This window comes from Colwellia maritima (assembly GCF_022669015.1).
GTDB lineage: Bacteria > Pseudomonadota > Gammaproteobacteria > Enterobacterales > Alteromonadaceae > Colwellia > Colwellia maritima.
Window position 1 is genome coordinate 1 of the sequence record NZ_JAKKSL010000004.1, and the last position, 25436, is coordinate 25436.

26 protein-coding genes, 1 other RNA gene and 2 pseudogenes are annotated in these 25436 nt (G+C 37.7%); 21 read left to right on the plus strand and 8 right to left on the minus strand.

Annotated features, from left to right (window positions below; translation table 11 throughout):
* The 3 genes and pseudogenes from zapE to L3081_RS18490 form a co-directional block, all read left to right on the plus strand.
* Nucleotides 1-302 (plus strand): AFG1/ZapE family ATPase (zapE, locus tag L3081_RS18480; RefSeq protein ID WP_242287624.1); only part of this gene is annotated, 302 nt, incomplete at its 5' end.
* Nucleotides 303-485: 183 nt separating this feature from the next.
* Nucleotides 486-1352, plus strand: a complete 867-nt coding sequence (locus L3081_RS18485; RefSeq protein ID WP_242287627.1) for a DUF2884 family protein — start codon at nt 486-488, stop codon at nt 1350-1352.
* A gap of 80 nt (nt 1353-1432) precedes the next feature.
* Nucleotides 1433-2220 (plus strand): annotated as a pseudogene (locus L3081_RS18490) (tRNA-uridine aminocarboxypropyltransferase).
* A 105-nt stretch (nt 2221-2325) separates the two neighbouring features.
* Here L3081_RS18490 and L3081_RS18495 read toward each other — a convergent pair.
* Nucleotides 2326-3828 carry a CoA-acylating methylmalonate-semialdehyde dehydrogenase gene (locus L3081_RS18495; protein ID WP_242287630.1) on the minus strand — a complete coding sequence of 501 codons (1503 nt, stop codon included), beginning with the start codon at nt 3826-3828 and terminating at the stop codon, nt 2326-2328.
* Nucleotides 3829-3950: 122 nt separating this feature from the next.
* Here L3081_RS18495 and L3081_RS18500 point away from each other — a divergent pair, with 122 nt between their 5' ends.
* The 4 genes from L3081_RS18500 to ffs all read left to right on the plus strand — a co-directional run bounded on the left by L3081_RS18500 (nt 3951) and on the right by ffs (nt 6152).
* Nucleotides 3951-4643, plus strand: a complete 693-nt coding sequence (locus L3081_RS18500; RefSeq protein ID WP_242287633.1) for a LysR family transcriptional regulator — start codon at nt 3951-3953, stop codon at nt 4641-4643.
* Nucleotides 4591-4860 carry a LysR substrate-binding domain-containing protein gene (locus tag L3081_RS18505; RefSeq protein WP_242287635.1) on the plus strand — a complete coding sequence of 90 codons (270 nt, stop codon included), beginning with the start codon at nt 4591-4593 and terminating at the stop codon, nt 4858-4860. Before L3081_RS18500 ends, L3081_RS18505 begins: the two co-directional genes overlap by 53 nt.
* A gap of 55 nt (nt 4861-4915) precedes the next feature.
* Complete coding sequence (locus tag L3081_RS18510) at nt 4916-5818, plus strand: DUF3014 domain-containing protein (protein WP_242287637.1); 903 nt, start codon at nt 4916-4918, stop codon at nt 5816-5818.
* Nucleotides 5819-6055: 237 nt separating this feature from the next.
* An RNA gene (gene ffs / locus L3081_RS18515) (signal recognition particle sRNA small type) lies at nt 6056-6152 on the plus strand.
* 29 nt (nt 6153-6181) lie between these two features.
* On the opposite strand, the gene L3081_RS27215 is transcribed toward ffs, so the two are convergent.
* Both L3081_RS27215 and L3081_RS27220 read right to left on the minus strand, forming a co-directional pair.
* Nucleotides 6182-6640, minus strand: a complete 459-nt coding sequence (locus tag L3081_RS27215; protein WP_274620636.1) for an SDR family oxidoreductase — start codon at nt 6638-6640, stop codon at nt 6182-6184.
* Entirely contained in the window at nt 6637-6921 is a 285-nt protein-coding gene (locus L3081_RS27220; protein WP_274620637.1) for an SDR family NAD(P)-dependent oxidoreductase, read from the minus strand. The genes L3081_RS27215 and L3081_RS27220 overlap by 4 nt, the downstream gene beginning before the upstream one ends.
* Before the next feature lie 253 nt (nt 6922-7174).
* Between L3081_RS27220 and L3081_RS18525 the strand changes: the two genes are divergently transcribed.
* From L3081_RS18525 to L3081_RS18560, 8 genes and pseudogenes are all read left to right on the plus strand, one after another.
* Nucleotides 7175-8074 (plus strand): AraC family transcriptional regulator, encoded by a 900-nt coding sequence (locus L3081_RS18525; RefSeq protein ID WP_242287639.1) that lies wholly within the window; start codon nt 7175-7177, stop codon nt 8072-8074.
* 84 nt (nt 8075-8158) lie between these two features.
* Nucleotides 8159-9615: pseudogene (locus L3081_RS18530) on the plus strand (MBL fold metallo-hydrolase RNA specificity domain-containing protein).
* A gap of 378 nt (nt 9616-9993) precedes the next feature.
* A complete protein-coding gene (gene wecA, locus L3081_RS18535) occupies nt 9994-11028 on the plus strand; it encodes a UDP-N-acetylglucosamine--undecaprenyl-phosphate N-acetylglucosaminephosphotransferase (protein WP_242287641.1) in 1035 nt (344 codons plus the stop codon).
* A gap of 551 nt (nt 11029-11579) precedes the next feature.
* The gene (locus L3081_RS18540; protein ID WP_242287643.1) at nt 11580-11984 is read left to right on the plus strand and encodes a carboxypeptidase-like regulatory domain-containing protein; all 405 of its coding nucleotides are present in this window, start codon (nt 11580-11582) and stop codon (nt 11982-11984) included.
* A gap of 137 nt (nt 11985-12121) precedes the next feature.
* A complete protein-coding gene (locus L3081_RS18545) occupies nt 12122-14620 on the plus strand; it encodes a hypothetical protein (RefSeq protein ID WP_242287646.1) in 2499 nt (832 codons plus the stop codon).
* Nucleotides 14556-15191 (plus strand): hypothetical protein, encoded by a 636-nt coding sequence (locus L3081_RS18550; RefSeq protein WP_242287647.1) that lies wholly within the window; start codon nt 14556-14558, stop codon nt 15189-15191. The genes L3081_RS18545 and L3081_RS18550 overlap by 65 nt, the downstream gene beginning before the upstream one ends.
* 69 nt (nt 15192-15260) lie before the next feature.
* On the plus strand, nt 15261-15974 hold the full coding sequence (locus L3081_RS18555) for a tetratricopeptide repeat protein (RefSeq protein WP_242287649.1): 714 nt from the start codon (nt 15261-15263) through the stop codon (nt 15972-15974).
* Nucleotides 15975-16211: 237 nt separating this feature from the next.
* A complete protein-coding gene (locus tag L3081_RS18560) occupies nt 16212-16646 on the plus strand; it encodes a hypothetical protein (RefSeq protein WP_242287651.1) in 435 nt (144 codons plus the stop codon).
* A gap of 341 nt (nt 16647-16987) precedes the next feature.
* Here L3081_RS18560 and L3081_RS18565 read toward each other — a convergent pair whose 3' ends face one another.
* Together L3081_RS18565 and L3081_RS18570 are read right to left on the minus strand one after the other, a co-directional pair.
* Complete coding sequence (locus L3081_RS18565; RefSeq protein WP_242287653.1) at nt 16988-17521, minus strand: Fic family protein; 534 nt, start codon at nt 17519-17521, stop codon at nt 16988-16990.
* A gap of 4 nt (nt 17522-17525) precedes the next feature.
* Nucleotides 17526-17699 (minus strand): hypothetical protein, encoded by a 174-nt coding sequence (locus L3081_RS18570; RefSeq protein WP_242287655.1) that lies wholly within the window; start codon nt 17697-17699, stop codon nt 17526-17528.
* A gap of 192 nt (nt 17700-17891) precedes the next feature.
* On the opposite strand from L3081_RS18570, the gene L3081_RS18575 reads away from it, so the two are divergent.
* Nucleotides 17892-18062: a type II toxin-antitoxin system ParD family antitoxin gene (locus L3081_RS18575; RefSeq protein WP_242287657.1), complete on the plus strand. Its 171-nt coding sequence runs from the start codon at nt 17892-17894 to the stop codon at nt 18060-18062.
* A gap of 122 nt (nt 18063-18184) precedes the next feature.
* Here the strand turns inward: L3081_RS18575 and L3081_RS18580 are convergent, their stop codons facing one another.
* Nucleotides 18185-18520, minus strand: coding sequence for a hypothetical protein (locus tag L3081_RS18580; protein WP_242287659.1), 336 nt, complete (start codon nt 18518-18520; stop codon nt 18185-18187).
* Nucleotides 18521-18675: 155 nt separating this feature from the next.
* On the opposite strand from L3081_RS18580, the gene L3081_RS18585 reads away from it, so the two are divergent.
* The 5 genes from L3081_RS18585 (at nt 18676) to L3081_RS18605 (ending at nt 23429) form a co-directional block, all read left to right on the plus strand.
* The gene (locus L3081_RS18585) at nt 18676-19317 is read left to right on the plus strand and encodes a penicillin-binding protein activator LpoB (protein WP_242287661.1); all 642 of its coding nucleotides are present in this window, start codon (nt 18676-18678) and stop codon (nt 19315-19317) included.
* Nucleotides 19274-20503 carry a COG3014 family protein gene (locus L3081_RS18590; protein ID WP_242287663.1) on the plus strand — a complete coding sequence of 410 codons (1230 nt, stop codon included), beginning with the start codon at nt 19274-19276 and terminating at the stop codon, nt 20501-20503. Before L3081_RS18585 ends, L3081_RS18590 begins: the two co-directional genes overlap by 44 nt.
* A 79-nt stretch (nt 20504-20582) precedes the next feature.
* Entirely contained in the window at nt 20583-21440 is an 858-nt protein-coding gene (locus L3081_RS18595) for a hypothetical protein (RefSeq protein ID WP_242287665.1), read from the plus strand.
* A 121-nt stretch (nt 21441-21561) separates the two neighbouring features.
* Nucleotides 21562-22677: a serine/threonine-protein kinase gene (locus L3081_RS18600; protein ID WP_242287667.1), complete on the plus strand. Its 1116-nt coding sequence runs from the start codon at nt 21562-21564 to the stop codon at nt 22675-22677.
* Nucleotides 22678-22688: 11 nt separating this feature from the next.
* A complete protein-coding gene (locus L3081_RS18605) occupies nt 22689-23429 on the plus strand; it encodes a formylglycine-generating enzyme family protein (protein ID WP_242287669.1) in 741 nt (246 codons plus the stop codon).
* A 188-nt stretch (nt 23430-23617) separates the two neighbouring features.
* Here the strand turns inward: L3081_RS18605 and L3081_RS18610 are convergent, their stop codons facing one another.
* Together L3081_RS18610 and L3081_RS18615 are read right to left on the minus strand one after the other, a co-directional pair.
* Nucleotides 23618-24769: an ABC transporter permease gene (locus L3081_RS18610; protein WP_242287672.1), complete on the minus strand. Its 1152-nt coding sequence runs from the start codon at nt 24767-24769 to the stop codon at nt 23618-23620.
* A complete protein-coding gene (locus L3081_RS18615) occupies nt 24759-25430 on the minus strand; it encodes an ABC transporter ATP-binding protein (RefSeq protein WP_242287674.1) in 672 nt (223 codons plus the stop codon). Before L3081_RS18615 ends, L3081_RS18610 begins: the two co-directional genes overlap by 11 nt.
* Nucleotides 25431-25436: the final 6 nt, after the last annotated feature.

A 25436-nucleotide genomic window follows, 5' to 3' on the forward strand; every position in this document is an offset into this window, starting at 1 on the left:
TAGCAGATGAATTTGACACTGTGCTTATTAGTAATGTGCCACAGTTTGCCGGAGATCTTATACCGGCTGTGTTTTCAGGCATTGAAGATTGCTACCAACGTAGCGGAGTATTAATGGGCGAGTTGCGACATTTAGACGATGAAGCGCGCCGTTTTATAGCCTTAGTTGACGAATTTTATGATTCTAAGGTGCAATTAATCATCAGCGCTGATGTTGACATAACTCAGCTTTACCAAGGAACGCAGCTCAGTTTTGAGTTTCAACGCTGCCAGTCTCGATTATTCGAGATGCAAAATTTTTAACGAATTCTCACTAATAATTAGTTTTTTACACTAAATAGTAGGGTTTTGATAACCAACGCTCTTTAGGTTTTTAATATCCTATTGAAAAATAAGACATTAAAGTTGGCATTGTATTTGTAATTACTTATTCAACTAATAGCGTTAAATCACTTATTCAGCAAATATTTATAAAAGGTTGCCATCATGAATCATAAAATTAAATTAACATTACTTCCAAAAACGTTACTTCCAAAAACATTGATAGCAGCATCATTAGTGTCGCTATTCTCAACTTCAGCTGTGTATGCGCATAGCTCATGTGATGTTGACATGAAAGCCGGTATGACGGTTGATAAATCGAAATTAGAATTTTTTGAATCTGAAAATAAGAAAAACACTCTTTATACCATTGATAATAAACATAATTTAACTGTTCGTGGTAAAGCCATTTCTTTAAATTCAAGTCAGCAAGCACTCGTTGAACAATATGCTAGCCACATTCGTACTACCATACCACAAGCAAGGAAAGTTGCTATTGAAGGGGTGGATCTTGCAATAGAGGGGGTAAACTTAGCGTTTAATGAATTATTAGGTGAGGGTAATAATGCAAGTGTTGACTTAACAAAAGAACTGGCATTAATTAAAGATGATCTTGCTGAAAAATTCACGATAGAGCATGGTTTTACCATAGGTGAAAATGGGTTAGAAGATAAAGAATTACTTGGTGAAGATTTTGAAAAACGCGTTGAAACAGCAGTAGAGAAGGCTGTTGTAAATTCTATGGGCATGTTGATGATGGCATTAGGACAACAAATGTTTTCCGGTGGTGATACCCAAGATTTTGAAACCCGTATGGAAAATTTTGGTGAAAACATTGAACACGAAATGGAGTTAAGATCCAAAAAAATAGAAGAAAAAGCCAACAGTTTATGTGCCGCAGTAGTTGAAATTGACCAACTTGAAGAAAAGCTGAAATCGAGTATCACACCATTAGCTGATATTGATGTGATAACGGCTAAATATACCCGTGAACACGATAAACATGAAAAACAAGATAAAACATTAATGTAACCACTATCACATAAGCGACAAAGGCTCAGTAATGTTATCATTAGCGAGCCTTTTTATTTTTTACTTTCACTCGGTCAAACATGCACGCTGTTCACCAATTACATCAATTTCGAAAAAGCCTCAGTACAACAACGTATAAAGCAAGAGGGCAACGTGTAATACGTTGTGACTTATGTCGGTTAGCAAAACAATATTGTATCTGTGCTATCGCACCTCAACAACGTTCCGTTGTGACTAACGCAGGGTTTCTTCTATTAATGTATGACACAGAAGTGTTAAAACCTAGTAATACAGGTAAATTGATTGCCGATGTCATTCCTGATACTTTTGCTTTTTGTGGTCTAGAACCGCCAAAAATGATGAACTACTGGCATTACTCAATGATGAAAAATGGCAACCCTTTGTTGTATTCCCGCAAGAATATGCAGACAGCCGGCGTCAAGTTTTTACTCAAAAAGTAGTATGTACTCAGGGAAAAAGACCCTTATTTGTTATGCTTGATGGCAGCCGGCGTGAAGCAAAAAAAATGTTTCGTAAAAGTCCATATTTAGATAAATACCCCATGGTATCTTTTGATCCCAAACAGGCAATGCATACTAAAGCCTCAATGAATAATGCACATTGCTCTCCCGTAGGAGAAGACTCGCGTTATACCGTTAGAAAAACAGCATTAGAACATCAATTTTCAACGGCTGAAGTTGCAGCAAGAGTGCTTGAAATGTCAGGGGAACAGAGTAATGGTCATTTACTTGATTTATGGTTTGATGTGTTTAATTTTCAATACCAAAAAAGTGTTTGTCAACGCAATAAAGGTAATGAACATGCGGTTGAAAATTATGAAAAGTTTTTAAGAGAGAAAGGGAATTAATTTGGCGTTATGTGTTGATTTTGTATGCGCCAATGTAGGTTAGAATTTATTTTGACAGGGCGCGATACATGTCACAATATAAATCACGCCCCACATTGGTTGTTCTTATTTCATGCTAATGGTTGTATGAATATCTTTACCGTCTTGGTGATCAGGTTCAAACCAACGTGCTGTCACTGATTTAGTATAAGTCCAAAAACTAATTACTTGCTTACCGTTTGGACCTAAATCACCCAATTTAGAACCACGTGATCCAGTGAAACTAAAATAAGCTACAGGAACCGGAATTGGTACATTAATACCTACTTGACCAACATCAATTTCGTTTTCAAATTTTCTCGCATTCCAACCAGAAGACGTAAATATTGAAGTACCGTTACCATTAGGGTTAGCGTTAATGATCTCAATGGCTTCTTCAAGTGTTTCAACTTCTAACACACACAGTGCAGGGCCAAAAATTTCTTGCTTATATATATCCATATCAGTAGTAACGTTAGTGAATAATGTTGGACCAACGAAGTTACCGTTAGGGTAGCCTTCAACTTGGCAATTTCTACCATCAACTAATAAAGTTGCGCCTTGCTCAACACCAGAATCTAATAAGCTAATAATACGTGCTTTAGCTTGTGGTGATACCACGGGGCCTAAATCAGCATCACGCTGTGTACCAGGGCCAACTTTCATTAACTTGGCACGTTCAACAATTTCAGGTAACCAATCACGAGTTTTACCTACTAAAATAGTGACCGGGTTTGCCATACAACGTTGTCCTGCAGCACCAAAAGCTGAGCCTAGTAAATCATTGATCGCTCTGTCTTTATTTGCATCAGGCATAATAACCATGTGGTTTTTAGCACCCATCATTGATTGTGCGCGTTTACCGTGTTTAGTGGCATGGTTGTAAACATGCGTACCAACACCGGTTGAACCAATAAAAGATACCGCTTTTACTGCATCAGCTTCTATTAATTGATTAACAACATCCGGACCACCGTGAACTACGTTTAATACGCCGACAGGAACACCTGCTTTAAGTGCCAATTCAACTAATAATATAGTTGATGATGGTGCTTGCTCTGAAGGTTTTAAAATAAAGGTGTTACCACAGGCAATGGCAGGCGGAAACATGAAAGAAGGCAACATTAATGGGAAGTTAAAAGCGGTGATACCAAGGCCAACACCTATTGGTTTGTTTAAAGTATAGGTATCTACCCCTGTTGCAGCATTATTTGCCATTTCACCTAATTGTAAACGCGTTACCGAACATGCATTTTCAATGGCTTCTAATGAACGGCCAACTTCGCCTTCAGCATCGGGTAGTGTTTTACCGTGCTCTAATGTCACTAATTCAGCTAACTCTTGTGTATGCTCTCTTACGAGTTGTTGAAGATTAAGCATAATACGCATGCGATTGGTTAAAGAAACCTTTGACCATGTTTTAAATGCTTCCGCAGCACTGGCAACTGCTGCGGCCACTTCTTCTTTTGTAGCCATAGGCACTCGCGCCACAACTTCTTGTGTTGCAGGGTTTAAAACATCCAACCAAGTATCGGTAGTTGAGCGAATTTTTTCACCATTGATGATCAATGGAATTTCTTTAACAGACATGACAGACCCTTTGTATAAGTAATATATTTAATTTATAAAGTTAAGACTAAAATAGTCCTTTAGTTTTGATTGAGCAATACTCATAAATGCAACGCACATTGCATTTATGCAAAGTAAATAATATGTGCTATGCTAAAGCTATGAACTGGGACGATATTAAATTATTTTTAGAAGTGGCGCGTAGCGAACGTTTATCTATTGCGGCAAAACGCTTAATGATAGATGCTTCCACACTTTCGCGTCGTTTGCATAAACTCGAGGAAAGTTTAGCAACCAAGCTATTTGAACGTACGATAGAGGGACATGTATTAACCCTCGATGGGAAAAAATTATTACAATTTGCTCGGCGAATGGAACTCGATGCAGGGCAAGCATTTGATGAAATTAAAGAACATAAATACCTCAATAGTGGTCGAGTGCGAATAGGCGTCACTGAAGCGTTTGGTAGTTTTTTTATTGCGCCGCATTTAACTGATCTCAAGCATGCTTTTCCAAACATTCAAATAGAATTAGTACATTTTGCTCGGGATGTTAAAATCAGTCGTAATGAAGCCGATATTGCCATTGCGGTTGAAAAACCTAAAAACACCTCAACTATTATTGCTAAACTGTGTGATTACCAATTGCAATTATACGGACATGCAAGTTACCTGCAGCAAATAGAAGACGAAATTAATATTAGTAACTTGTCAAAGTACCAATGGGTTAGTTATGTAGATAATCTGTTATTTACCGAACAATTGTCTTATTTAAAAGAATTAAATGCAGATATTAAACCCAGTTTTCAAAGTACAAGTATTACCAAACCAATATAGTGCAATAAAAAGTGGTTTAGGTATTGGAATTTTACCTTGCTTTTTGGCTGAGCAAGATGCTAGCTTAGTAAAGCTCTGTAAGCATGAAATTAAACTAGTACGTAGTTTTTATTTAGTAACGCACCCAGAGAGTAAACGTATATCTCAAGTCGAAACTGTTTGGCAATATTTAAAGGCATTAGCATCTCAGAAAAAACAATTGCTTATGCCAGAATGAAACAATTACCAGTATGAAACAATTATTAGTGTAAAACAAAATAGCACAGGTGAATATGGACAACTTAAATCAACCATTAAATGACAATACAAACGGCAAAGGCAACAGAGCCACTTGGCCTCTTATTATCGTTATTATTTTATTGGTAGTCGCTATTGTTGTTGCGTGGCAATTTACCGGCGACAAAGCCAAACCTGTCGTTATTGAACCCTCAGTACCGATAGCTATTATTGAACCAGAGCTGACCAAGCAAATTGATATTCCAGTACCTGAACCCGAAGTTGAAGAAACAGAGGTTGTTGAAACCATTAGCGAAGTGCTTGAACCGGAACAAGAACCCTTACCCGCGTTAGACGAAAGCGATGACTGGTTAAAAATAAAGCTACCTGAAATTACATGGCGTAAGGAATTACTAACCCTGATCATTGATGATGATATGATACGTCGATTTGTGGTATTCACCGATAACTTTTCACAAGGAACCGTCGCTTATGAACATAGCCCATTTGTGCTTCCAAACATCAAATTTTCACCTCTAAATGGAGATGAAGCAAAGGCCAACAAGCAAAATACTTTACAGTGGAACGAAGATTCAAGTAAACGTTTTGCCTCGTACATTGAGTTACTACGTTCAATGGACAGCGACAGCCTTGTACAATGGTATTTAGAGGTTAAACCCTTAATTGACGAAGCCTATAGTGAACTGGGTTATGACGATGACTTCACCAACACGTTACAAAACGCGATTACTCGGGTTTTAGATATGGAATTACCTAAATCGTCAATGGAACTTGTACAACCCAGTGTTATGTATAAATTTGCTAACCCCAAACTAGAATCATTACCAGATTCAGATAAATTATTACTGCGTTTAGGTAAAGAAAACCTGCTCGTGATGAAGTCTATATTATTAGAATTGCATGAAAAGTTAGCTAAACAAAAAAATGGAATTAACTAACAAAAAGCGGGCAATAAATTACCCCCTACATTGGGGATAGCATAAAAGGTAGGTTGGACTTTAGTCCGACAAAAAAGTTTAAAAAGGTTCTGCTTTTTGTATGAAAAACACCCATACAGTTGAGTGCTTGTTTAAAATTACCAACTAGTACTTGCATACCTAGCGTTGATTAGCGATAATTCGCGCCAATTGAACAGCAAACATAATTCCGCGTTGTTTAATTCATTATGGTGACCCTTTTGGTCCCCTCGCAATGATACTCTGTGAACTCGGCCAGATCCGGAAGGAAGCAACCGCAGCAGACGACTCATGTGCCGAGGTGTGGCTATTAGGGTTGCCACCCAATTTTATATTATCAATAACTTAAACCATACCACCATTGGCTCGTATCGTTTGCCCATTGATCCAACCTCCTTCAGCGCCGGCAAGAAAAGCAGCCGTATTAGCAATATCTTCTGGCTCAGCTAAACGCTCTAATGGACTCATTTGGGTTAATTGGTCAATTTGCTCATTTGTTTTTCCAATAAAAAATAATTCAGTTGCGGTCGGTCCTGGTGCAATGGCATTCACCGTAATAGACCGACCACGTAATTCTTTTGCGATAATAGCTGTCATCGCCTCAACGGCGGCTTTAGTCGCCGCGTAAATAGCATAGGTTGGTAACTTTATACCCAGTACCGATGTGGAGAAATTAATAATACGACCACCATTATTTAACCGTTTAGACGCTTCGCGTAAAGTGTTAAATGTTCCTTGAAAGTTAACCGCAACTGTTTTCTCAAAGATGTCGTCGCTGCATTGTGCTACTGGCGATAAAATCATGATACCAAAGCAGCATTAACTAACACATCAGGCGAGCCAAAAGTAGACGCCGTTAGATCAAAAAGCCGAGTAACATCGGCCGCATTTGATACATCGGCTTTAATTGCAACGGCTTTTCCTCCCGTGCGTTTAATGTCTTCTACAACATGTAACGCAGCTTTTTCACTATGAGAAAAATTAACAACCACTGAAAAACCATCGGTAGCCAAACGCTTTGCAACAGCAGCGCCAATACCGCGAGAAGCGCCAGTCACAATAGCAACAGATTGAATAGTAGACATAATGTATTTCCTGATTTAATAATGATGAATAAATAACAATCATCATTTTATCGCTACAGAGCCTATTTACTATTGCACAAGTCTGCTAATTTATTGCCTAATCCTATATTTATCTTAAATTGAATTAAGTTAAATTAAGTTAGATTAAGTTAAATTAAGTTAAATTAAGGAAGTTTCACTTACCACGGCTTTGTCGTTTAAGCTGCATTGTTTAAGCTACATTAATAACGTGTTTTACAAAGGGGAAGGGTGAATGGAAAATGAAAAGGCATTTAATGAGCTAACTGAATTAATTGCTCAATACGCCAAATGTGATGGCATACACTCTACAAACATAGAGGGTTTACACTGTTATAAAATGTCAGCACTAAATAATAGATTACCCGTGATATATAAACCTTCTATATACGTGGTTGCCCAAGGAAATAAACAGGTAATACTCGACAAAGACGTATTTTACTATACTCAAGGAAACTACTTAGCCGTATCGGTTGATTTACCTTTAATAGGCGAGGTAACAAAAGCAAGCCAGAGTAAGCCTTACTTATGCGCACAAATCGATATTGATATGCAAATTATGACGGAACTCGCTATAAAACTACAGACTCAAGAAACATTACCTAACAAAACTGAAAAAGGTGTTTTTGTAGGAAACATCGATGACAGGTTGATGAATTGTATATTACGGCTAATGCAATTATTAGATACCCCTAAAGATATCCCTTATTTATCGCCTCTTATCATACAAGAAATACATTATTGCTTATTAAGTGGGCCTCACGGCTCCTCAATTATTCAAACCTACTTACAGGGAAGTAATATGCATCGAATAGCCAAAATTATTGACATAATGAAGTCAGATATTGCAAAAAAAGCCAGTACAAGCGAGTTAGCAGCAAGCGTTAATATGAGTACATCAAGTTTTTATAATCAATTTAAGCAAGTAACTGGCTTTAGCCCACTGCAATACTTAAAACGTTTACGGCTAACGCAAGCACGACAAATGATGTTGTCTAATAATACCGATGCAACAAACACTGCCTATATAGTGGGGTATGAAAGTCCTTCTCAATTTAATCGTGAATATGCGCGGTTATTTGGTTTACCGCCGCAGAGAGAGATAAAAGCATTTAGAAAATTAATTACCAATTAAATTTTAACTAAAGGCAATTCAATTGGTATTCAATGCGGTATGCGCTAGACTTAATGCCATTCAACGTAAAGTAAGGGACTATTTATGAATATTCAACACCATGGCGCGGTTAACGGTGTGACTGGCTCATGTCATCAATTGCACATAGACGATAACTATTCTATTTTAATTGATTGTGGGTTATTTCAAGGAGCAGAGAAGAACAAAGGAAATGACGTAGACAATAACGAAGAAAATTTATCTATTGATTTTGACATCAGCACGGTGAACGCCTTAATCGTAACACATTGTCATATTGATCATGTTGGCCGTATTCCTTACTTACTCGCAGCAGGATTTCGAGGTGCAATTTACGCCACCGAAGCGACCGCAGCATTATTACCCTTGGTCATTGAAGACGCACTCAAAGTAGGCGTTACACGTAATAAATCCATTATTGATGCTTGTTTGAAGTTATTAACAAACCAACTTGTGCCGCTACCCTATAAACAGTGGCACAACATATCAGCAAAGGGCAGCACCGACACTAAAATTAAATTTCAAGTAGCAGGGCACATTCTTGGCTCTGCGTACGTTGAAATAGAATTAAATACGCCAGACAGTCAAAAGCCTAAGCACCGAGTTGTGTTCTCAGGTGATCTGGGTGCGCCTTATGCACCGCTTTTACCCGCTCCTAAAAGCCCATACCGCGCTGACACCTTAATTATTGAATCAACCTACGGCGATAAAAATCATCAACACCGCAAAGACCGTACAAAGCAATTAGAATCCATCATTGAAAAAGCCGTAGCCGACAATGGGGTTGTACTTATTCCCGCATTTAGCATAGGTAGAACGCAAGAGTTATTATATGAGCTTGAGAAAATTATACATCAACAACAAAAGCATCATCCGAAAGATCAACAAAAGCAATCGGCACTGTGGCAAAACATCGACATTATTGTCGACTCGCCTATGGCCGCGAAATTCACTGAACAATATAAACGCTTTAAACTATTTTGGGATAAAGAAGCAAAACGTGTGTTAAACGCGGGCAGGCATCCATTAAACTTTGAGCAACTTTATACTGTTGATAGCCATCAAGAACACCTAAATACAATAGCATACCTAGCTAAAAGCAGACGATTTTCAAGCCCAAAGCCACCATCGTTATCGCGGCAAGTGGTATGTGCAGCGGCGGTAGAATAGTCAATTATTTAAAACAATTTCTAAGTGATAGTACCGCTGATGTACTGTTTGTGGGGTATCAAGCGCAAGGTACATTAGGGCGTGATATTCAACACTATGGCTCACTAGCTAACGTTGGCAAGCAGGGCTATGTTTTTATTGATGGCAAAAGGGTAGATATCAAAGCAAATATTCACAGTATAAGTGGTTACTCAGCCCATGCCGACCAAAACGGCCTGGTAAATTTTGTAAAGCGCATGCGTCATAAACCGTCTCATATAAAAATAGTACATGGTGATGATGATGCCAAACAAGCATTAGCTAAAAAGTATCAACAACTATTACCTAACGCAAAAATAGAAATTCCAAACTAAGACCTAAATCATATTATACCTGTGTTTGCTACTGAAAATTATTATCTATTTTTTCCTTAATAAAACTGTAATAAAGTAAAAACTCTAGTATAATTTGCGCGGCCGAAAACACCTATTAAGAAAACTGACGCAAAAATTTTGTTGTACTGGGTGTTTGATTACAATTTGATACAAGTTCGATTACAAATGGCAACAACCTTGTGTTGGATCACAGCGGTTTTATCTGAGTACAATAAAGCATAAGCATCTTATTAGCAGTAGGGATAGTTTTTCTCCAAAGAGAACTTTTATCCCACATGGCAATTGTTAGCATTCACCAACGTTAACTATCCTCTGCGTGAGTAATCATTAGTTAACAGGAACGTTACGGAACCAAACATGTATACTATGACTATCGCATTCACAACTTTCTTCTTCGCATTCTTAGCAATAAAATTTTGTAAACCTGTGGCGGTTGAAATGGGCTTGGTCGACAAACCAAACGAAAGAAAACAACACTCAGGCCATATTCCTCTTATTGGTGGTATTTCCATCTTTATTGCCGTGCTAGCCGCTAGCTTACTTTGGCTTCCTGATACCCTTGAACTACGCATGTATTTAATCGCTTCAGCCATGATGGTGTTTATTGGTGCGCTAGACGATAGATTTGATTTACGCGTTCGCATTCGTATTGTTGGCCAAATAATAGTGGCAAGTTTAATGATATATGGCGTAGGTGGTTATGTATCTAACTTAGGTAATTTGTTTAACCAGGGCGATGTTACCCTTGGCTCAATGGGTATACTATTTACTTACATTGGTATCATAGTGGTTATCAATGCCTATAACATGATGGATGGCATTGACGGCTTAATAGGTAGCCTGAGTATTAACACTTTTACCGCCATTGCCATTTTATTTATTATGAGCGGGCAAACAACTTACTTAAGTTATCCTCTTATTATAGCAACAGCCATAATGCCATATTTAATGTTTAATTTAGGTTTGTTTGACAAAGTATTTGGTGAAGACACTAAAAAAATATTTATGGGTGACGCAGGCAGCATGTTTGTGGGGTTAAGCGTTATTTGGTTATTAACCATGGGAACGCAAGGCGAACAAGCTTCGTTTAGACCAGTAACTGCACTCTGGATATGTGCTATACCATTAATGGATATGTTAGCCGTTGTATTCAGACGCTATAAAAAAGGTAAATCGCCTTTTAAACCTGGCAGAGATCACCTACACCATATACTACAACGTACTGGTTTAAGCTCGAAGCAAACACTGGTGCTTATATCCACCATCGCGGTAGTATTTTCAGGCATAGGCTTGCTAGGAGAGTATTTTGAAATTGCCGAATCAATAATGTTAATAAGCTTTATAACATTGTTTATGCTTTATAATTTAATTATTAAGGCAATAACAAAATAGTATTGCAGCCTATGTTGAGGCTTGTAATAATGCTAGCTGACTGTTTATGTAACGGCTTACATTTTGGCTGTAACATTATGAATACAGCAAAATTAGTAGAAATATACCGCTAATTTTTTCAATCAAGGACTTTACTAGGCCTTGATCTGAACTTGATATTTGGTGAAAGGTTAATTTTTAAGCATTTTGCTCAGGTATATGTAAGAAATAATTAACTTTTATGTTGATTAATAAAAAATATAACGTTAATATCTTTTTGAAACAATTTGGTTGTCGGTGATGTTTTGTTTTACGTTGTATTGTTATATGTTACGTAAAGTTTAGTTTGAAGCAGAATTCCAACAGGTATTGTTTCAGGTTTTAACTATGAATAGAGTGTTTCAACGGTTAATGTTATTTGTCGAAAAAAAACATGACATAGGTCATACTGACAGGTATTGTTTATCCGTAAAACATGATAATGTTGTAAACCGAAAAACAGGATTAAAATTTACTCATATGTTCGACATGTGCAGTATTCAAATAATATTTAAGTGAATAGGAACACTATAATGGTTAATAAAACTCAATTTTATAAAACAAAAGTAGCACTAGCAGTAGTACTAAGCTTAGGCTTAGCTGCATGTGGTGACTCAGACGGTGATGAGGGTAGTACTTCTACTTCAAACACTACTGTTGACGCACCACAAAACAGCACAAGCGAACAACATGGTCTTACAGGCACTATCAGCGGTAAAGTACAAGATACTAACGGCCGTGCAGTTGTCGGTGCAATGGTTTACTTCATGGGTCAAGAAACTACTACCGATGCCGGTGGTAATTACGTTTTTGCTGACGTGTTAGTTACCAACCTTAATGGTAATAACGATAACGGTACTGGTAATGAAGTAGATGAGATTCCTTCTGCATTAACAGTAACTATTATGGGTCCTGTGGTTACCTTTCTGCTGTTGTAAATGTTACACCTCAAGCGGTAGTTAACAATACAGGTACAAATACTGCTAACGGCGGTAGCGCAGACGTAACTGCATCAACTTTTGTTGATGGTTTTGCAGCTGAAGCTGGTATCGCAGTTATTGCTCAAGAAAATGCAATGGTTACTGGTTACCTACGTATAGGTAATGCCACTCCTGCAGAAGGCGAAACAGTTTATTTAGATTTTACTGGTTATTCAGCTGCTAATGCTACATTGGCAGGTTCTCTTGGTGGTACTGTTGGTGCCGTAGTAACTGTTACTCCAGGTGAATACACTGCAGTAACTGCAGCTGACGGTTCTTTCACGTTTGAAAATGTTCCTGCTGACTCTTCTTTTGTTTTAGGTGTTAAAGGTAAAACAATCTCAACTGCTGATACAGATGCAACTTCAAACGGTTCAAATAACAGTGGTAATGCTGCTACTGATACTGATGGTGCAATTGTTGTTGCAACACCTTTCGAACAAGATGAAAACTTTGTTGGTACTTTCGAAGTTATCGACAATGAGTTCGCTGTAGAAGTAGATGTTAAATACGCTCCTTGGGTTGCTTCAGTAAATGGCGTCTTAAACCCAACTGTTGGTATTTTAGATAATGGCGTAACTTACGGTGACCTTGATGATGGTATTAATAAAGAAATCGTTATCAACTTTAGTGAAGCATTGGATACTACTAAATTTGACTCAAGTAAAGTAAAAGTTGCAGAAACAGGAGCTCAGTATTTAGCAACTGATTCAGTTACATTAAGCCCTGACGGTTTATCTTTAACAGTAGTGTTTACTGAAGAGTTAGCGCCAGGTACTAAATTTACAGTATTTATTTCACAAGCTTCTTCAATTGATGATGAAGGCAATGCCTTAGTTATTACTCGTGATATTACTAATGCCGCAACTGCAACTAATGCAGCACCATATGCTGATGGTAGTAATACTACTATTGTTTATGATGACTTAAGCCCAATTACTACTAAAGCTAAATACATCGAAGTTAATCTTTGTACATACTTAGACGGTAATTCAGGTGTTGAAGGTGCTACTGCAGCACAAGTGTTTGATGAAGATACTGCTGCCGATGGTACTACAGCCGGTTTACAAGCATACTCAGACGCATTCCGTGATGCTGAAAATTCAGAAGATAATGGTCTTGGTACAGCAACAGATATCGCACAATTAAACGGTCAAGTGGTTGGTACTTCTGCTAAGTTGAAAGCATTAGGTGATGCTGTATTAGGTGTTATTGGTCTTGGTGAAACAATTGATGAAGTAGATGCTGATTTCCCATGGGTAACTATTAATACAGGTAATGCAAGTTCTTTCACTATAAGTACTGGTAGTACCGATGCTAATGTAGTTAAAATTGCAGACGACAGTGCAGTTGCTTATGTTGGTACTACTACCACTACTGCTGCAATAGCCGCTTCTAGTGCTTCTGCTAGTGTTGGTGTTGATTACGGTATTGATGGCGCTAAAGATGGTGATAAAGTTACCGTTACCTTTATGGATGACTTCGGTGTTGCTGCTGAAAGTGAAGAAATTACATTAATTGATGCTTTACCTCCAGTAACGACGCTACAAGAAAGCTATGACCTATCTAGTGCCGCAGCTGTTTACGGTAAAATTTTATCTACAGCGGGTGAAGCAGAATACGGTAATGGTGGTGAAGTAGTTAATGATGGCTCTGCAGCAACTGCGGGTAATCCAATAATATGGGTTCAACCTCGTCATTTACAACAAAAAGGCAACAATAATGCTACACCATCACGTGATTCAGAAAATACATATGGTACTTTGTCTAACTTAAGTGGTCGTTTAGATCTTGGTGAAACTGGCTTTACAACAGCTACTTATATTGATAATCGTGCTACTTATGATGCTGAAGCTTTCAGTGATTGGGCAGCAACAAGCATTAGCAATGAAATTGGTATTGACTTCTCTGAAGATATTGCAACAACAACAACAGCTCCAACAGTAAGCGGTATTACAACTGGTCTTTCTGGTTATGTAGCTAACAATGACGTTGCGAATGATGTTGATGGTAACCCAGTGCCTAATGGCGCTGATTTAGTTCAAGTTACTGTTGCTGACGTGATGACACTTGCAAACGTAGATAACACTGGCTTTATTGACTTTGTTGCTGCGATACGTGACACCTCTGATGCAGAAAACGTAGCCAATGCTGATACTAATGCTAAAGTTATCTTCCGTGATGCAATGCCTCCATTCGTAGAAAGTGCTGAGTGGGATGGAACAGAAATTGAATTAACATTCAATGAAGCTGTTAACATTAGTGCAGTAACAACTATTACATTAGTTAATCCAGTTAACACAGCTGTAACTGTTTCAGTTACATTAGATCCAAATAAACTAGCGACAGATGATAGTGGTTTTGCTATGTCAAATGGCAATAAAACAGTTACTGTAAATGTTTCTGGCACAGCCGGCATTAATACAGTGTTTGAAGGTTCTACAACTGCAAATCAAGAGTTCTTCTATGAAGATGGTGGAAACACTGGTGATGACCAACATGCGATTCTTCGTTGGGATAATATTACTGATGCGACATCAGCGGCTAATAAATGGGATACATTTACTCCAAAGAGCAGCAGATCTAGCCGGTAGCCAAGGATCTACTCTTGGAGTTTTTGCTGACCGTTGGGAAGTTGAAGCACCACAGTTCTTGATGGTGAATGGTGTTGGATCTTATCAATACACTGTTTCAACGTCTGGTTATGATGATGGTGGTGTGAATGGTGATGATGATGGTACAGTAACTTATACTATTAACTTCTCACATCCAATTGATTTGTCAGTATCTAATGCGTTCTCGGATGCTATTGATACTTACTTAGGTAACCCTGGTTTCCCTCTACCAACCAATGCAGCTATAACTGCTAGCACTGCTAACAACGCAGGTGTTACTTTATTGGATACTGTGTTCCAAGTAGAAGTTGATGGTGTTTCTGATAATAACTCGCCATTTGTACTTGCAACTACACCAGTATCTGCAGTTGCATTACACGGTGCGTTTACTTTAAGTTCAGATCAACGTGTTATTACATTAACCGTTACTGGTTTAGCTGATACTATTTTGTTCGGTCAAACTACTGTTGAGTTTGATGTACCAACTACAAGTGCATTAACTGCTGAACAAACGTCTGCAGCTCCATTTGCATGGCAAAATGTAAACTAATCACTTTTTAATAAAGTGTTTAAACTATAAAGGAGGCTTGGCCTCCTTTTTTATATCATGAGGATGTTAATGAACAAGGCTAAATTTTTTAATTTAATTGTTATCTTTATCTTGTTAATTAGTACTAGTCTATTAGCAGCTGATAATCAAAAGATCATGCATTCGTTAGTTGCAAAAGGAAAAAAATATGCAACTTTTCAAGAATACAAAAAAGCTGAAAATTTTTATTTACAAGCTGTGGAGCTTCAATCGGCAGAAGCTGCATATTTATTAGCGACACATTTTATCAATGGTTATGGGCGAGAAGTAGATATCGAGCAGGCTATTAATTGGTATACAAAATCAACTGAACTAGGCTACATAAGAGCTAATTATGAACTAGGTGTAGTATATTATAAATATAAGCATAACATTAGCAAAGCACAACAATATTTCGAGCAAGCTGTTGCTTTAGGTGATATTGATGCTTATCATGATTTAGCTATATTACATATCAATAAAAAAGAATATAAAAAAGCTTTGAAACTATTAATTCATTCTAATGTCAAATTTCATGGGCCGAGTCAATATACATTAGCTCAATTTTATTTATTTAATATTGAGGTTAATAAAAATGTTAATACGGCGGTCAATCTATTAAGTCAAGCATCTGAAAATAATTACATGCCTGCAATGGCACAATTAGGTAAAATTTATGCGTCAGGGGAATTAGTTAATAAGGACCTTGAACGAGCTGAAGAGTTATTTGAAAAATGCTATAGATTAGAGAAAAAAATGGGTTAGATTTAGCGAAAGTATTATTTGAACAAAATAAAATACCACAAGCAAAAGAACTTTTAAAAAAGCTGTCACAAGCCGGAAATAAAAAAGCTAATGACATATTGAAAAAACTAAATTAATGCATACCTTTATTGTATTAATTATTAATTATTAATTATTAATTATTAAATTTTATTGTAGGATACTATCTGTATGAAGAAAACATTAATTATATTTATTGTAATTGTAGGAAGTTATTTATTGTTTGATAAGTTTACCACAGAAGAAGAATCTATAGACGTTACTGTAGCTTCGGTTTCTACAGACAACATAGCTCTGAAAGAAAAGCCTGCGCAGCAGTACGAAGTAGAAGCAAGTGATATTCTAGAAACTAAGGAAATCGATAGTGAGTTTATTGGAGGAGTTTATACGGCGACCTTGAATGAAGAAAATATAAAAGCCAATTTACGTTTTTCATTTTCGAATGACGGTACGTTTACTGATTACCGAGATATGAGTTACCCGAAATCAGTAGCCGGAGAAACTAGCGGAACTTATGTTGTTGATGGTGCCTTGATAATATTAACCTACCCAGAAACTCGGGACACAGAAGTGTTTAAATTTTCTGAATCGATTATGACTTTACATAAAGATGGCACACTTAAAACAGGTGTTGTTGTATTAACAAAACAATAGTTAGCTTAAATAAAGGGTGACAAATAAATAAGGTACAAGTAATTTGTCACCCTTTTTCCACCATAGTCAATTTGAACACCTTGGTCGCAATGTAGCTACATTGAAGTTACATTTACTGAAAAACCACTTATATAATTTTGTCTCTGACTCTTCATTGGCGTTGGGAGCCAATAAATTCTGCACAGGCCATAAACTGTGCACTGACTGAATCAAATGGATTACGATTATCTTTTTCTACAGACGAGCGAGAGTAGATGGTGCAGCGTTTAATACCTAATTGTTCAATGTCATTAGGGAGTATTGATATGAAATCAGCTCTTATTAGCCTGTTACACAGCCTTTCATGCAGAAAATTCAGAGGGGCGTAAACCATAACGAGCTAACACGCCTTCATGCAATCGTCTCAACTCTTCTACAATTAAAGCTTGTAGATCATTTTGCTCAGCAGCAGGAATTTCTTTTTTTATTACTTGCTTAATAAGAGTAAACGGATCTTGTTCAGAACTAGTCACAACCAGATGAATAGTTTGCTTGATAAAGTCTCGCCAAGTCAGGCGTAATAGATCTGGCTCTGCCAAATCTTGCTTTATCGCCAAGTACTCTTGCGTTGAACGCTCATAAGCCCAAACATAAAGATCGCGCAATAATTCAACTCGAGTCATTTCATAAATGCCCAAGGTAGCCCTACTATATGCTTGCTCTGGTACGTCGAGAAAAGTTAACGGACATAGGTTAGCGAGAAATAGTGGCAGGTTCGCAGTCAAGCGGGATGTGCGTTTATTAATATCAGCAAACGGCTGCAAATAAGGTAAGTGCACCATCATAAAAAAAGATTGCTCAAAAGCATCGCTAATCTGGCTAGCTTTGTTAAGCAAAATATCAAGCGCCTCTGCCATCTCCTCTTGCAATTACCAACCCATCTTCAACCAACTTAGCAACTTGTCGCTGCGCTGAACGTCTGGCTATATCAGGATGCATGGTCATGAGCTCTGCCATCGACACCCTGTTGATGGCTGTATTAATGCTGTTCAATAATTCAATGGTTGATGACATAGTACTTTTGACGCAATTATGGCGCATTTTCTGGGATTGCGCCACTGCAAACGAATCGCTTGGCGCAATTATGGCGCGTTTCTACACTTGATGTGATCAACTATTGCCATAGTGGTTAACAAACGCTATATCCATAATTGTTAAATATGAATGTTTGAGGTGAATTATGGCGACTACCACTTAAGCCTTGGTGTGCACTGGGAGGTGTTCATTAATAATGAAGTTTCCGGCGATCGTTTATGCTCCGTAAGTGAAGTGGTACGAGATGCCCTGCTTGCCATGGAAGAACGCAAAAACAAACTGGAAGGCTTACGCTACCATTTAGCCGAAGGCGCTACCCGACTTGCAAGGGGGACTTTGTAGGGAAATTCTCTATGAATTCACTCATCAATGACCTTGATGCTGAGTCCTGATACCTAAATCCAAAGCCACAGAGGCTCTGAAACTATCTGCTTTGTGATTTTGAATATTACTTTATAAAACAATTAAAGCACTTCACCATGTTGGTCATTGGCAACAACTTGATCGCCAGTTTTCATCATCGTCAATGAGGCAATAAGACCACCATATTCTGTTTCAGATTTTATTGTCATTTCGGCGGTATCTACTGGAAAAGTCATCTTATCTCGTTCTGCAGGGAATACTAGATCAACGGTATTACCTTTTATAAAGTAAGTCCCTTCAATAGTACCCGCTAAATCTGGGTTGGGACTAATCATTTGTCTGTTAAGTTCGAATTTTCCATTTGATGAAAAAGTAAAAACCTGACTGGTTTCGGTTGTTTCAGTCGTAATATTTAATACATAACGACCGTCAAGCATGGTGCTCTTATTTTCATCGACATTTTTTAGTTTTACCGTTGGAACCCTCGCTTAACTTAGTAAATACAACCCTGCTTAGTTAAAAATAAGTAATACACTTGCTTAAGACGGTGAGATAAGCGAGTATTATGTTAATGACAATAGAAGGAGTTTGTATGAAAAACATAGTTAAGTGTTCTCTTGCCTTGGTGGTATTGCAGTTAGCAGGTTGTGGCTCAACGTCAAATGAATCAACCAATGTGTACAAAAGCAGTATATATAATGATCCGGCCAAAGTTGATAGCAATGTTGTGCAGGGTATAGGTATTGAATCACAAGACATTCTAGCGATGACAGACTATATTATGGGATCGATTATGGCTGAAGGGCGTATTGTCGATAGAAGTACAGCCGCTCGGGTGGTGCTAGACAGTAAATATTTCATCAACGAGTCATCTTCACGTATTAATAAAAACCTACTTACCGACAGATTAAGAATACAACTTAACAGTAAAGCAAGCGATAAACTTGTTTTTGTTGGTAGGGAGTATATCGCAATGATTGAAAAAGAAAGAGCCTTAAAAAGAACAGGCACAACGGATGCAGGTACCATCAGAACAACCAGTGCTACTGCAGGTGCAGACTTTCGTTTAACGGGAAGAATATCTTCACTCGACGCGGTAAATTCTGATACTCAACAAACGTCTAGATATCACCAAATAATTTTTGAATTGTATGATTTAGAATTAGGTACTGTTGCTTGGAATGGCATATATGAATTCAAGAAAACAGCGCAAGATAATGTCATTTATAGGTAATGTTGTTCTCTTTTTAAGTTTTTTTTTTCTTCCAATCTGTTTTGCTTTTCAGTCAGATAGATCGCATGAAGACACGCTTTTTTTAGAAAGCAGGCCACCAGAATACCGACAGTACTATGAAAAATATTTAAAGCAGGGTGAACATGATGCTGTTTTAAATTTAATGGAAATAGGTATTAAAGCATTAAAAGATAAAAACTTGGTTGAAGCGGCTTATGCTTTTGATAATGCGTTAAAAAGAATTGAATTTGTTTTTTCAGATAGCGAAGCGGCGCAAAAAGCAAGATCGCTATGGTATAGTGAAGAAGAGAAAGACTTTAAAGGCGAGCCCTATGAACGGGTAATGGCGTATTATTATCGCGGTCTTATTTATTTAATGAACGGTGATTATGAAAATGCTAGAGCAACGTTTCAAAGTGGCATATTGCAAGATGCCTTTGCAGAAGAGCAACAATATAGGGCCGATTTTTCTTCGCTAATTTTATTGGTGGGTCGGGCAGCATCAAAAATGGGCGTTGACCATTTAAGGGAAGATGCTTATCAAGAGTTAGCAAAAGTGAATCCTGAAGTCGCTATTCCTAAAAAGAATCACAACGTAATATTTATTGCCGAACCCGGGAAATCACCGCGAAAGCTTCGTGATGGCGTGGGGCATTTTGATTTGGTGTTTAGACGAGGTAAAAAATTTAAAGATCAGTCAGCCAAGGTAGTACTTAACAAAACAGAAATACCCTTACGTTTAGCTGATGATGTGTTTATGCAAGCGAGTACTCGCGGTGGCAGAGCAGTAGATAGAATCATTAAAGGTAAAGTATTCTTCAAAGAAGGCTCAGAAGCTACCGGAGAGGTGTTAACCACGGTAGGTAAAACCATAGTAGGTCTGTCAGCTGTTGACAGTGCTAGTATGAACTCTGGTGCTCAAATTGGTGCTGTACTGACACTGGTTGGTGTAGGCGCCAAAATATTCGCTAGAAACGTTAATGCAAAAGCGGATAAGCGTTATTGGAAGTCGTTACCAAACACGATATTAATGTCTACTGCTTACGTTGAAAATTTAGACGATTTAAAAAACATAGCGGTTCTTTATCTTGATAAATATGATAACGAATTATCGTCATTTGACTCAGTAACCATAGTAAAAATAAATGATAATAACGCGATAGTTTGGAGTAAATCGAACGAATAACCACTATGTGTGTTGTATGTTTAGTGTGTAGTATTGTGTAATTTTGCGCAATATGAGTATATTTTAAAAGGAGACTTAAATGAAATTTATAACTTTATGTGGCAGCCTTATGGTTGCCCTGGTAGGCAGTTCGGCCATTGCTCAAGACCATGATGCGACTAAAATGTTAGTGACGAGCAAATCCCCACAAAAAGTTGCTCAGGCAAGAGAAGCCCTTTCATCAGAATTTGTAAATGCCTATAAAAAAGAAGGCGAACCCAAAATTGCAATATTTTGGAATAAAACGTTTGATGATCAACTGAGCCAATGGAATGCCACTAGCCGGATATCAAAAACAGGCGAAACGAGTTCAGAATCAAAAGACAAATTTGAACCCAATAGCGCTAATGAAGCCTATGTTCGTAATACGTCGGGTGGTAGCAGAATTGTAGAAGCGAAATATATTGAAGAAAAAATTGAAGCAAAGAATAGAGAAGGCTTTGGTGAGTTAAACGATTTTAGTTTTAGTGGTGGGTTTGTACAATCATTACTTGAATCAGGTGTTTATATCATTGATAGAGACGCGATAATGAGGTTGATGCAAAGAGACTCTGCGAAATCGTCTGGAGCAGAAATGATCTCTGACGCTAAAAAAATAGAAACTGACGCACTGTTAGGTTATGCGGATTTACTTGCGGAAATTGTCTTTTCAAAAGAGTTTTCTGCGGCTTCTCCTATGAACAGAGAATTTTTAGTTACAGTGAAAGAAATTTCTACAGGGCGCTTAATTACTATGTTTAGATCAAGTGCTATGCCAAGCAATATTAACAAATTTGAAGCAAGCGAATCAGGCTATGACTCTGTTAATATCAACTTAAAAGAAGGGAACTTTCGTCCAGAGCTTGCGGGAGAGCAGCTAGCTTACGAATTGATGCAAAAACTGATTAAAATTTGGTAGTCATGAGTCATTATTGATAATTCTTGATAGTTATAGACAGTTAGATAGACAGTTAGATAGACAGTTAGATAGACAGTTAGATAGACAGTTATAGGCAGTTAGATAGGTAGTTAAATAAGACATGGAAATTGAAGGCTACGAAAAAATTGATGACCTTGGTAAAGGCGGTATGGCGTTTGTTTATAAATCACGTCATCTCAGTTTAGACAGAATTGTTGCTTTAAAGGTGATGGATAACAAATTTAACTGCGATGATTCCTTTACCAAGCGATTTCAACGAGAGGCCCGAATTTCAGCGCAATTAATGCATAAGCATATTGTGCAAATATATGATGTTGGCATTTTCCAAGGCAATAACTACCTGTCGATGGAGTATGTACCCAATGGCGATTTAAGTGACCTACTAGTACAAGATCCTCCCCTTGAAGAAAATACAATTGTTGAATGTATCAAGCAAATGGCGTCAGCGCTAGATTTTGCTGCCAGTAAAAGAGTTGTACATAGAGATATAAAACCTGCCAATATTTTGGTTAGAGGTAAAAATGATTTTGTGCTTGCCGACTTTGGTATTGCTAAATCTGATGATGTAGCCTCTAATTTAACCGAGGTAGGCTCTATTATAGGTACACCGAGTTATATGAGCCCCGAGCAAAGTAAAGGGCAAACACTGGATCATCGTTCTGATTTATACAGTTTAGGTGTGGTTTTTTATCAATTGTTGTGTAATAAAGTGCCTTATGATGGCGATTCAGCCTTGTCTGTAGGCATTAAACACCTCAACTCGCCAGTTCCACCAGTAATAGAAAAATATCTAAAATACCAACCGGTTATAGATAAGCTGCTAGCAAAACTGCCGGAAGACAGGTATCAATCAGGGGCCGAATTAGCCAATGCCCTTGATGTCATTAATGATGCAACCTTGTTAGTAGAACAAACGCTGATAAGAGCGCCTTCTATTGACACTACTGCTACCTCGGTAGAGACTGAGGTATTAGCCTCAAGCTACAGGACAAAAAAAGGCATAATCATTGCGTTGGTGTCACTTTTGGTAGTCACGGTAGTGCTCAGCTTTATTTTTCTTTTTCCCGATGACACTCAAAATACTACTCAACAAATTACTCAAGATACGATGCCTGTGACGAATGTTGAAACATCAACGCCATTAGTTAATGCATCTACTCCGCCGACATCTTCGCCGCCTACATCTATTCAAAGACAGCACCTTCTCAAACAATAGATAAATCGCATTTGAAACAAAAAGCGGATTATTCCTATTCAATAGTGGATAAAGCAGCGTTGCAACAGCCGGTATCAAAACTTAATACAGCAATGATAAAGGTAATACCTGGTCAATTTTCTATGGGGGCAAATCAGGCCGGTTTAATTGATGCTAGGCCTATTCACCTAGTAGATATTCAATCATTTAAAATATCTAAATTTCCTGTGTCTGAAGCAGACTATGCACTGTTCTTAACTGCGATAGGTAAAAGTGCTAAAAACAAGAATAGCGCTAAACCGTTAAGCAACATTTCTTGGGATGGTGCGGTAGAAATGATTAATACTATCAATGGTGCGCTAGGGGAAAGTTTTAGGTTACCTACCGAGTCTGAATGGGAATATGCTGCTAGTTATGGCAACAAGCATTCTTACCCTTGGGGGAAATATATAGGGCGAAATAACGCCGTATGTAAAAACTGTGGTAGTCAATGGGACAACCGTGCTGCCGTTAATGTTGATAGTTTTTCGCCCAATAGTTTAGGCCTTTATAGTATGAATGGTAATGTTTGGGAATGGATTCAAGATTGTTACATTGATAATTACGAATCAGGCCCAAACACTAACAAAGCCAGAGAGTTTGATCATTGCGAAAGACGTGTGATCAGAGGAGGCGCATGGAATTCACCTAATGAGCAAATATCGAGTAAATATAGAAATGCTTCTTTGGCGAGTTACAGCTCTGATGTTATAGGGTTTAGATTAGCTAAATAGTGTGTGTTGGCAGAAGCCTAACCCACTTAACCATGCATTGTAGGGGGGAATTTATTGCCTCATGTTACATAACCCTTAACGCGTAATTAGGTGTGATTTTTGTCGCTTGTATCGCAGGGTGAATACCAAATACAATACCAACAATAATTGAAAATATTGGCCCTACGATAATTGTGTAAAGCGATATTTCAACAGGCCGGCCTAACAAATACTTCTATTAATAGTGCCAATATTACGCCACCGACAACGCCAGATAAAGATCCAACTACGGTGATCAGCAAAGAGTAAGCTAAGAACAATGTTATAATTCGGTCATTTGTTGCTCCCACGGCTATTCTTAAGCCAATTTCTCTGGTTTGTTCAGCAACGTGAGCTAACATAACATTCATTATTCCTATACCGCCTACAAGTAATGATAGCCCTGCAATCGCACTCATAATTAGTGTAAATACTTCCTGTTCTTTTTTTGACTTTTCTAACAGTTGAGCAGGTATAACCACATTGAAATCAATGATTCCACGATGAGTCATTTGTAATAAATCGCTCACTTTTGCCCCAATCATTTCTAACTGTGATAATTGGCTTGATTGAAAATGCAACGTGATGCCTGATAATTGCGTTACACTGTTTGATAATAATGAGATAGGTAATAGAACAGAGTTGTTAAAATCAATTGCGGAAAGAGCGGTACCTTCGGTGAGTAACTTTTCTTTTTGAGATAGCTTGCCAATAACAGAACAACCTTCATTTTTCCAGTGGATAGAATCACCAACATTAAATTTTCGATTAGTTAAGAAAACGTTCGCACCTAGATTACAAAAGGCGCTTTTATCATGATTATCTACTTCATTAAGCAACCGACCTTTCGTTGTAGACAATGATTCTGCTTCAATCCAATCAATATTGGCGTATATAATATCAACCACAGTGGTTTTATCGCCCATCACAATAGGTACAGCTTCAATTTTAATAAATGCGCCTATATCAGCATGGCTAAAAACAACTTTAAGTCGGTTAATATCATTTAATGTTAGACCTGTTGCTTGATTCATAGCGTAAACTTCAGATTTAGCCAATTCAGTCACTTTGTTTTCTACTCTGACGGTAGTGATACCCATTGATAATATTTGTCTTAAAGCCTCTTTTTTTGCACCGTCTCCAATAGCGATCATACTAACAAGCGCAATAGTACCAATAGCTATACCTAAGGCACTTAAGATTGTTCTTACTTTTCTATACATCAAGCATTGCCAAGCATCAAGTATGTCTATTTTGATGAAGTTGGCGTTAAAGTGATTAAAGTAACTAAAGTTAAAGTTAAAGTTATCGTTAAAGCTCATTGATAGATTTACCTTTTGGACCAACTTCTAATATGGTGTCTGCCCATTGAATCGCTTCTTTGTCATGGCTGACTAGTACAACGGAACGGCCTAATTTGACTTGTTCAGATAACAAAGTAAGAAGATTAGTTGAGTTTTCTTCATCAAGGCTTGCTGTAGGTTCGTCGGCAAATATAACATTAGGTTTTAATAGCATGGCTCTAGCAAACGCCATGCGTTGTTGTTCACCGCCTGATAACAATGCGGGCGATTTGTGCATATGCTCTGATAGCCCAACGGTAACTAATAAATCACTAGCATACGCTTTGAGGTTGTCCATTGATTCTTCAGCGTATGACCCTGCAAGTAAAACATTTTCTAAAACGGTTTTATAGGGTAAGTAAAAGGGGGTTTGAAAAATAAAACCAAATTCTTTATTTCGTAATTTAGCTAGCTCTTCAGCTTTCATATCACCCAACGAGCGACCTAGGTAATTTATAACCCCACTTTCTGGTGATTCTAAGCCGCACAATATAGATAATAAGGTAGATTTTCCTGCACCTGAAGGGCCGACAATTGCCGTTATCTTCGCACTGTCAATTGAAAAGGATAAATTCGATAAGACTTGATGGACTCCAACGCCCACCACAAATTGCTTACACAGACCAGTTACTTTAAACATAAATTG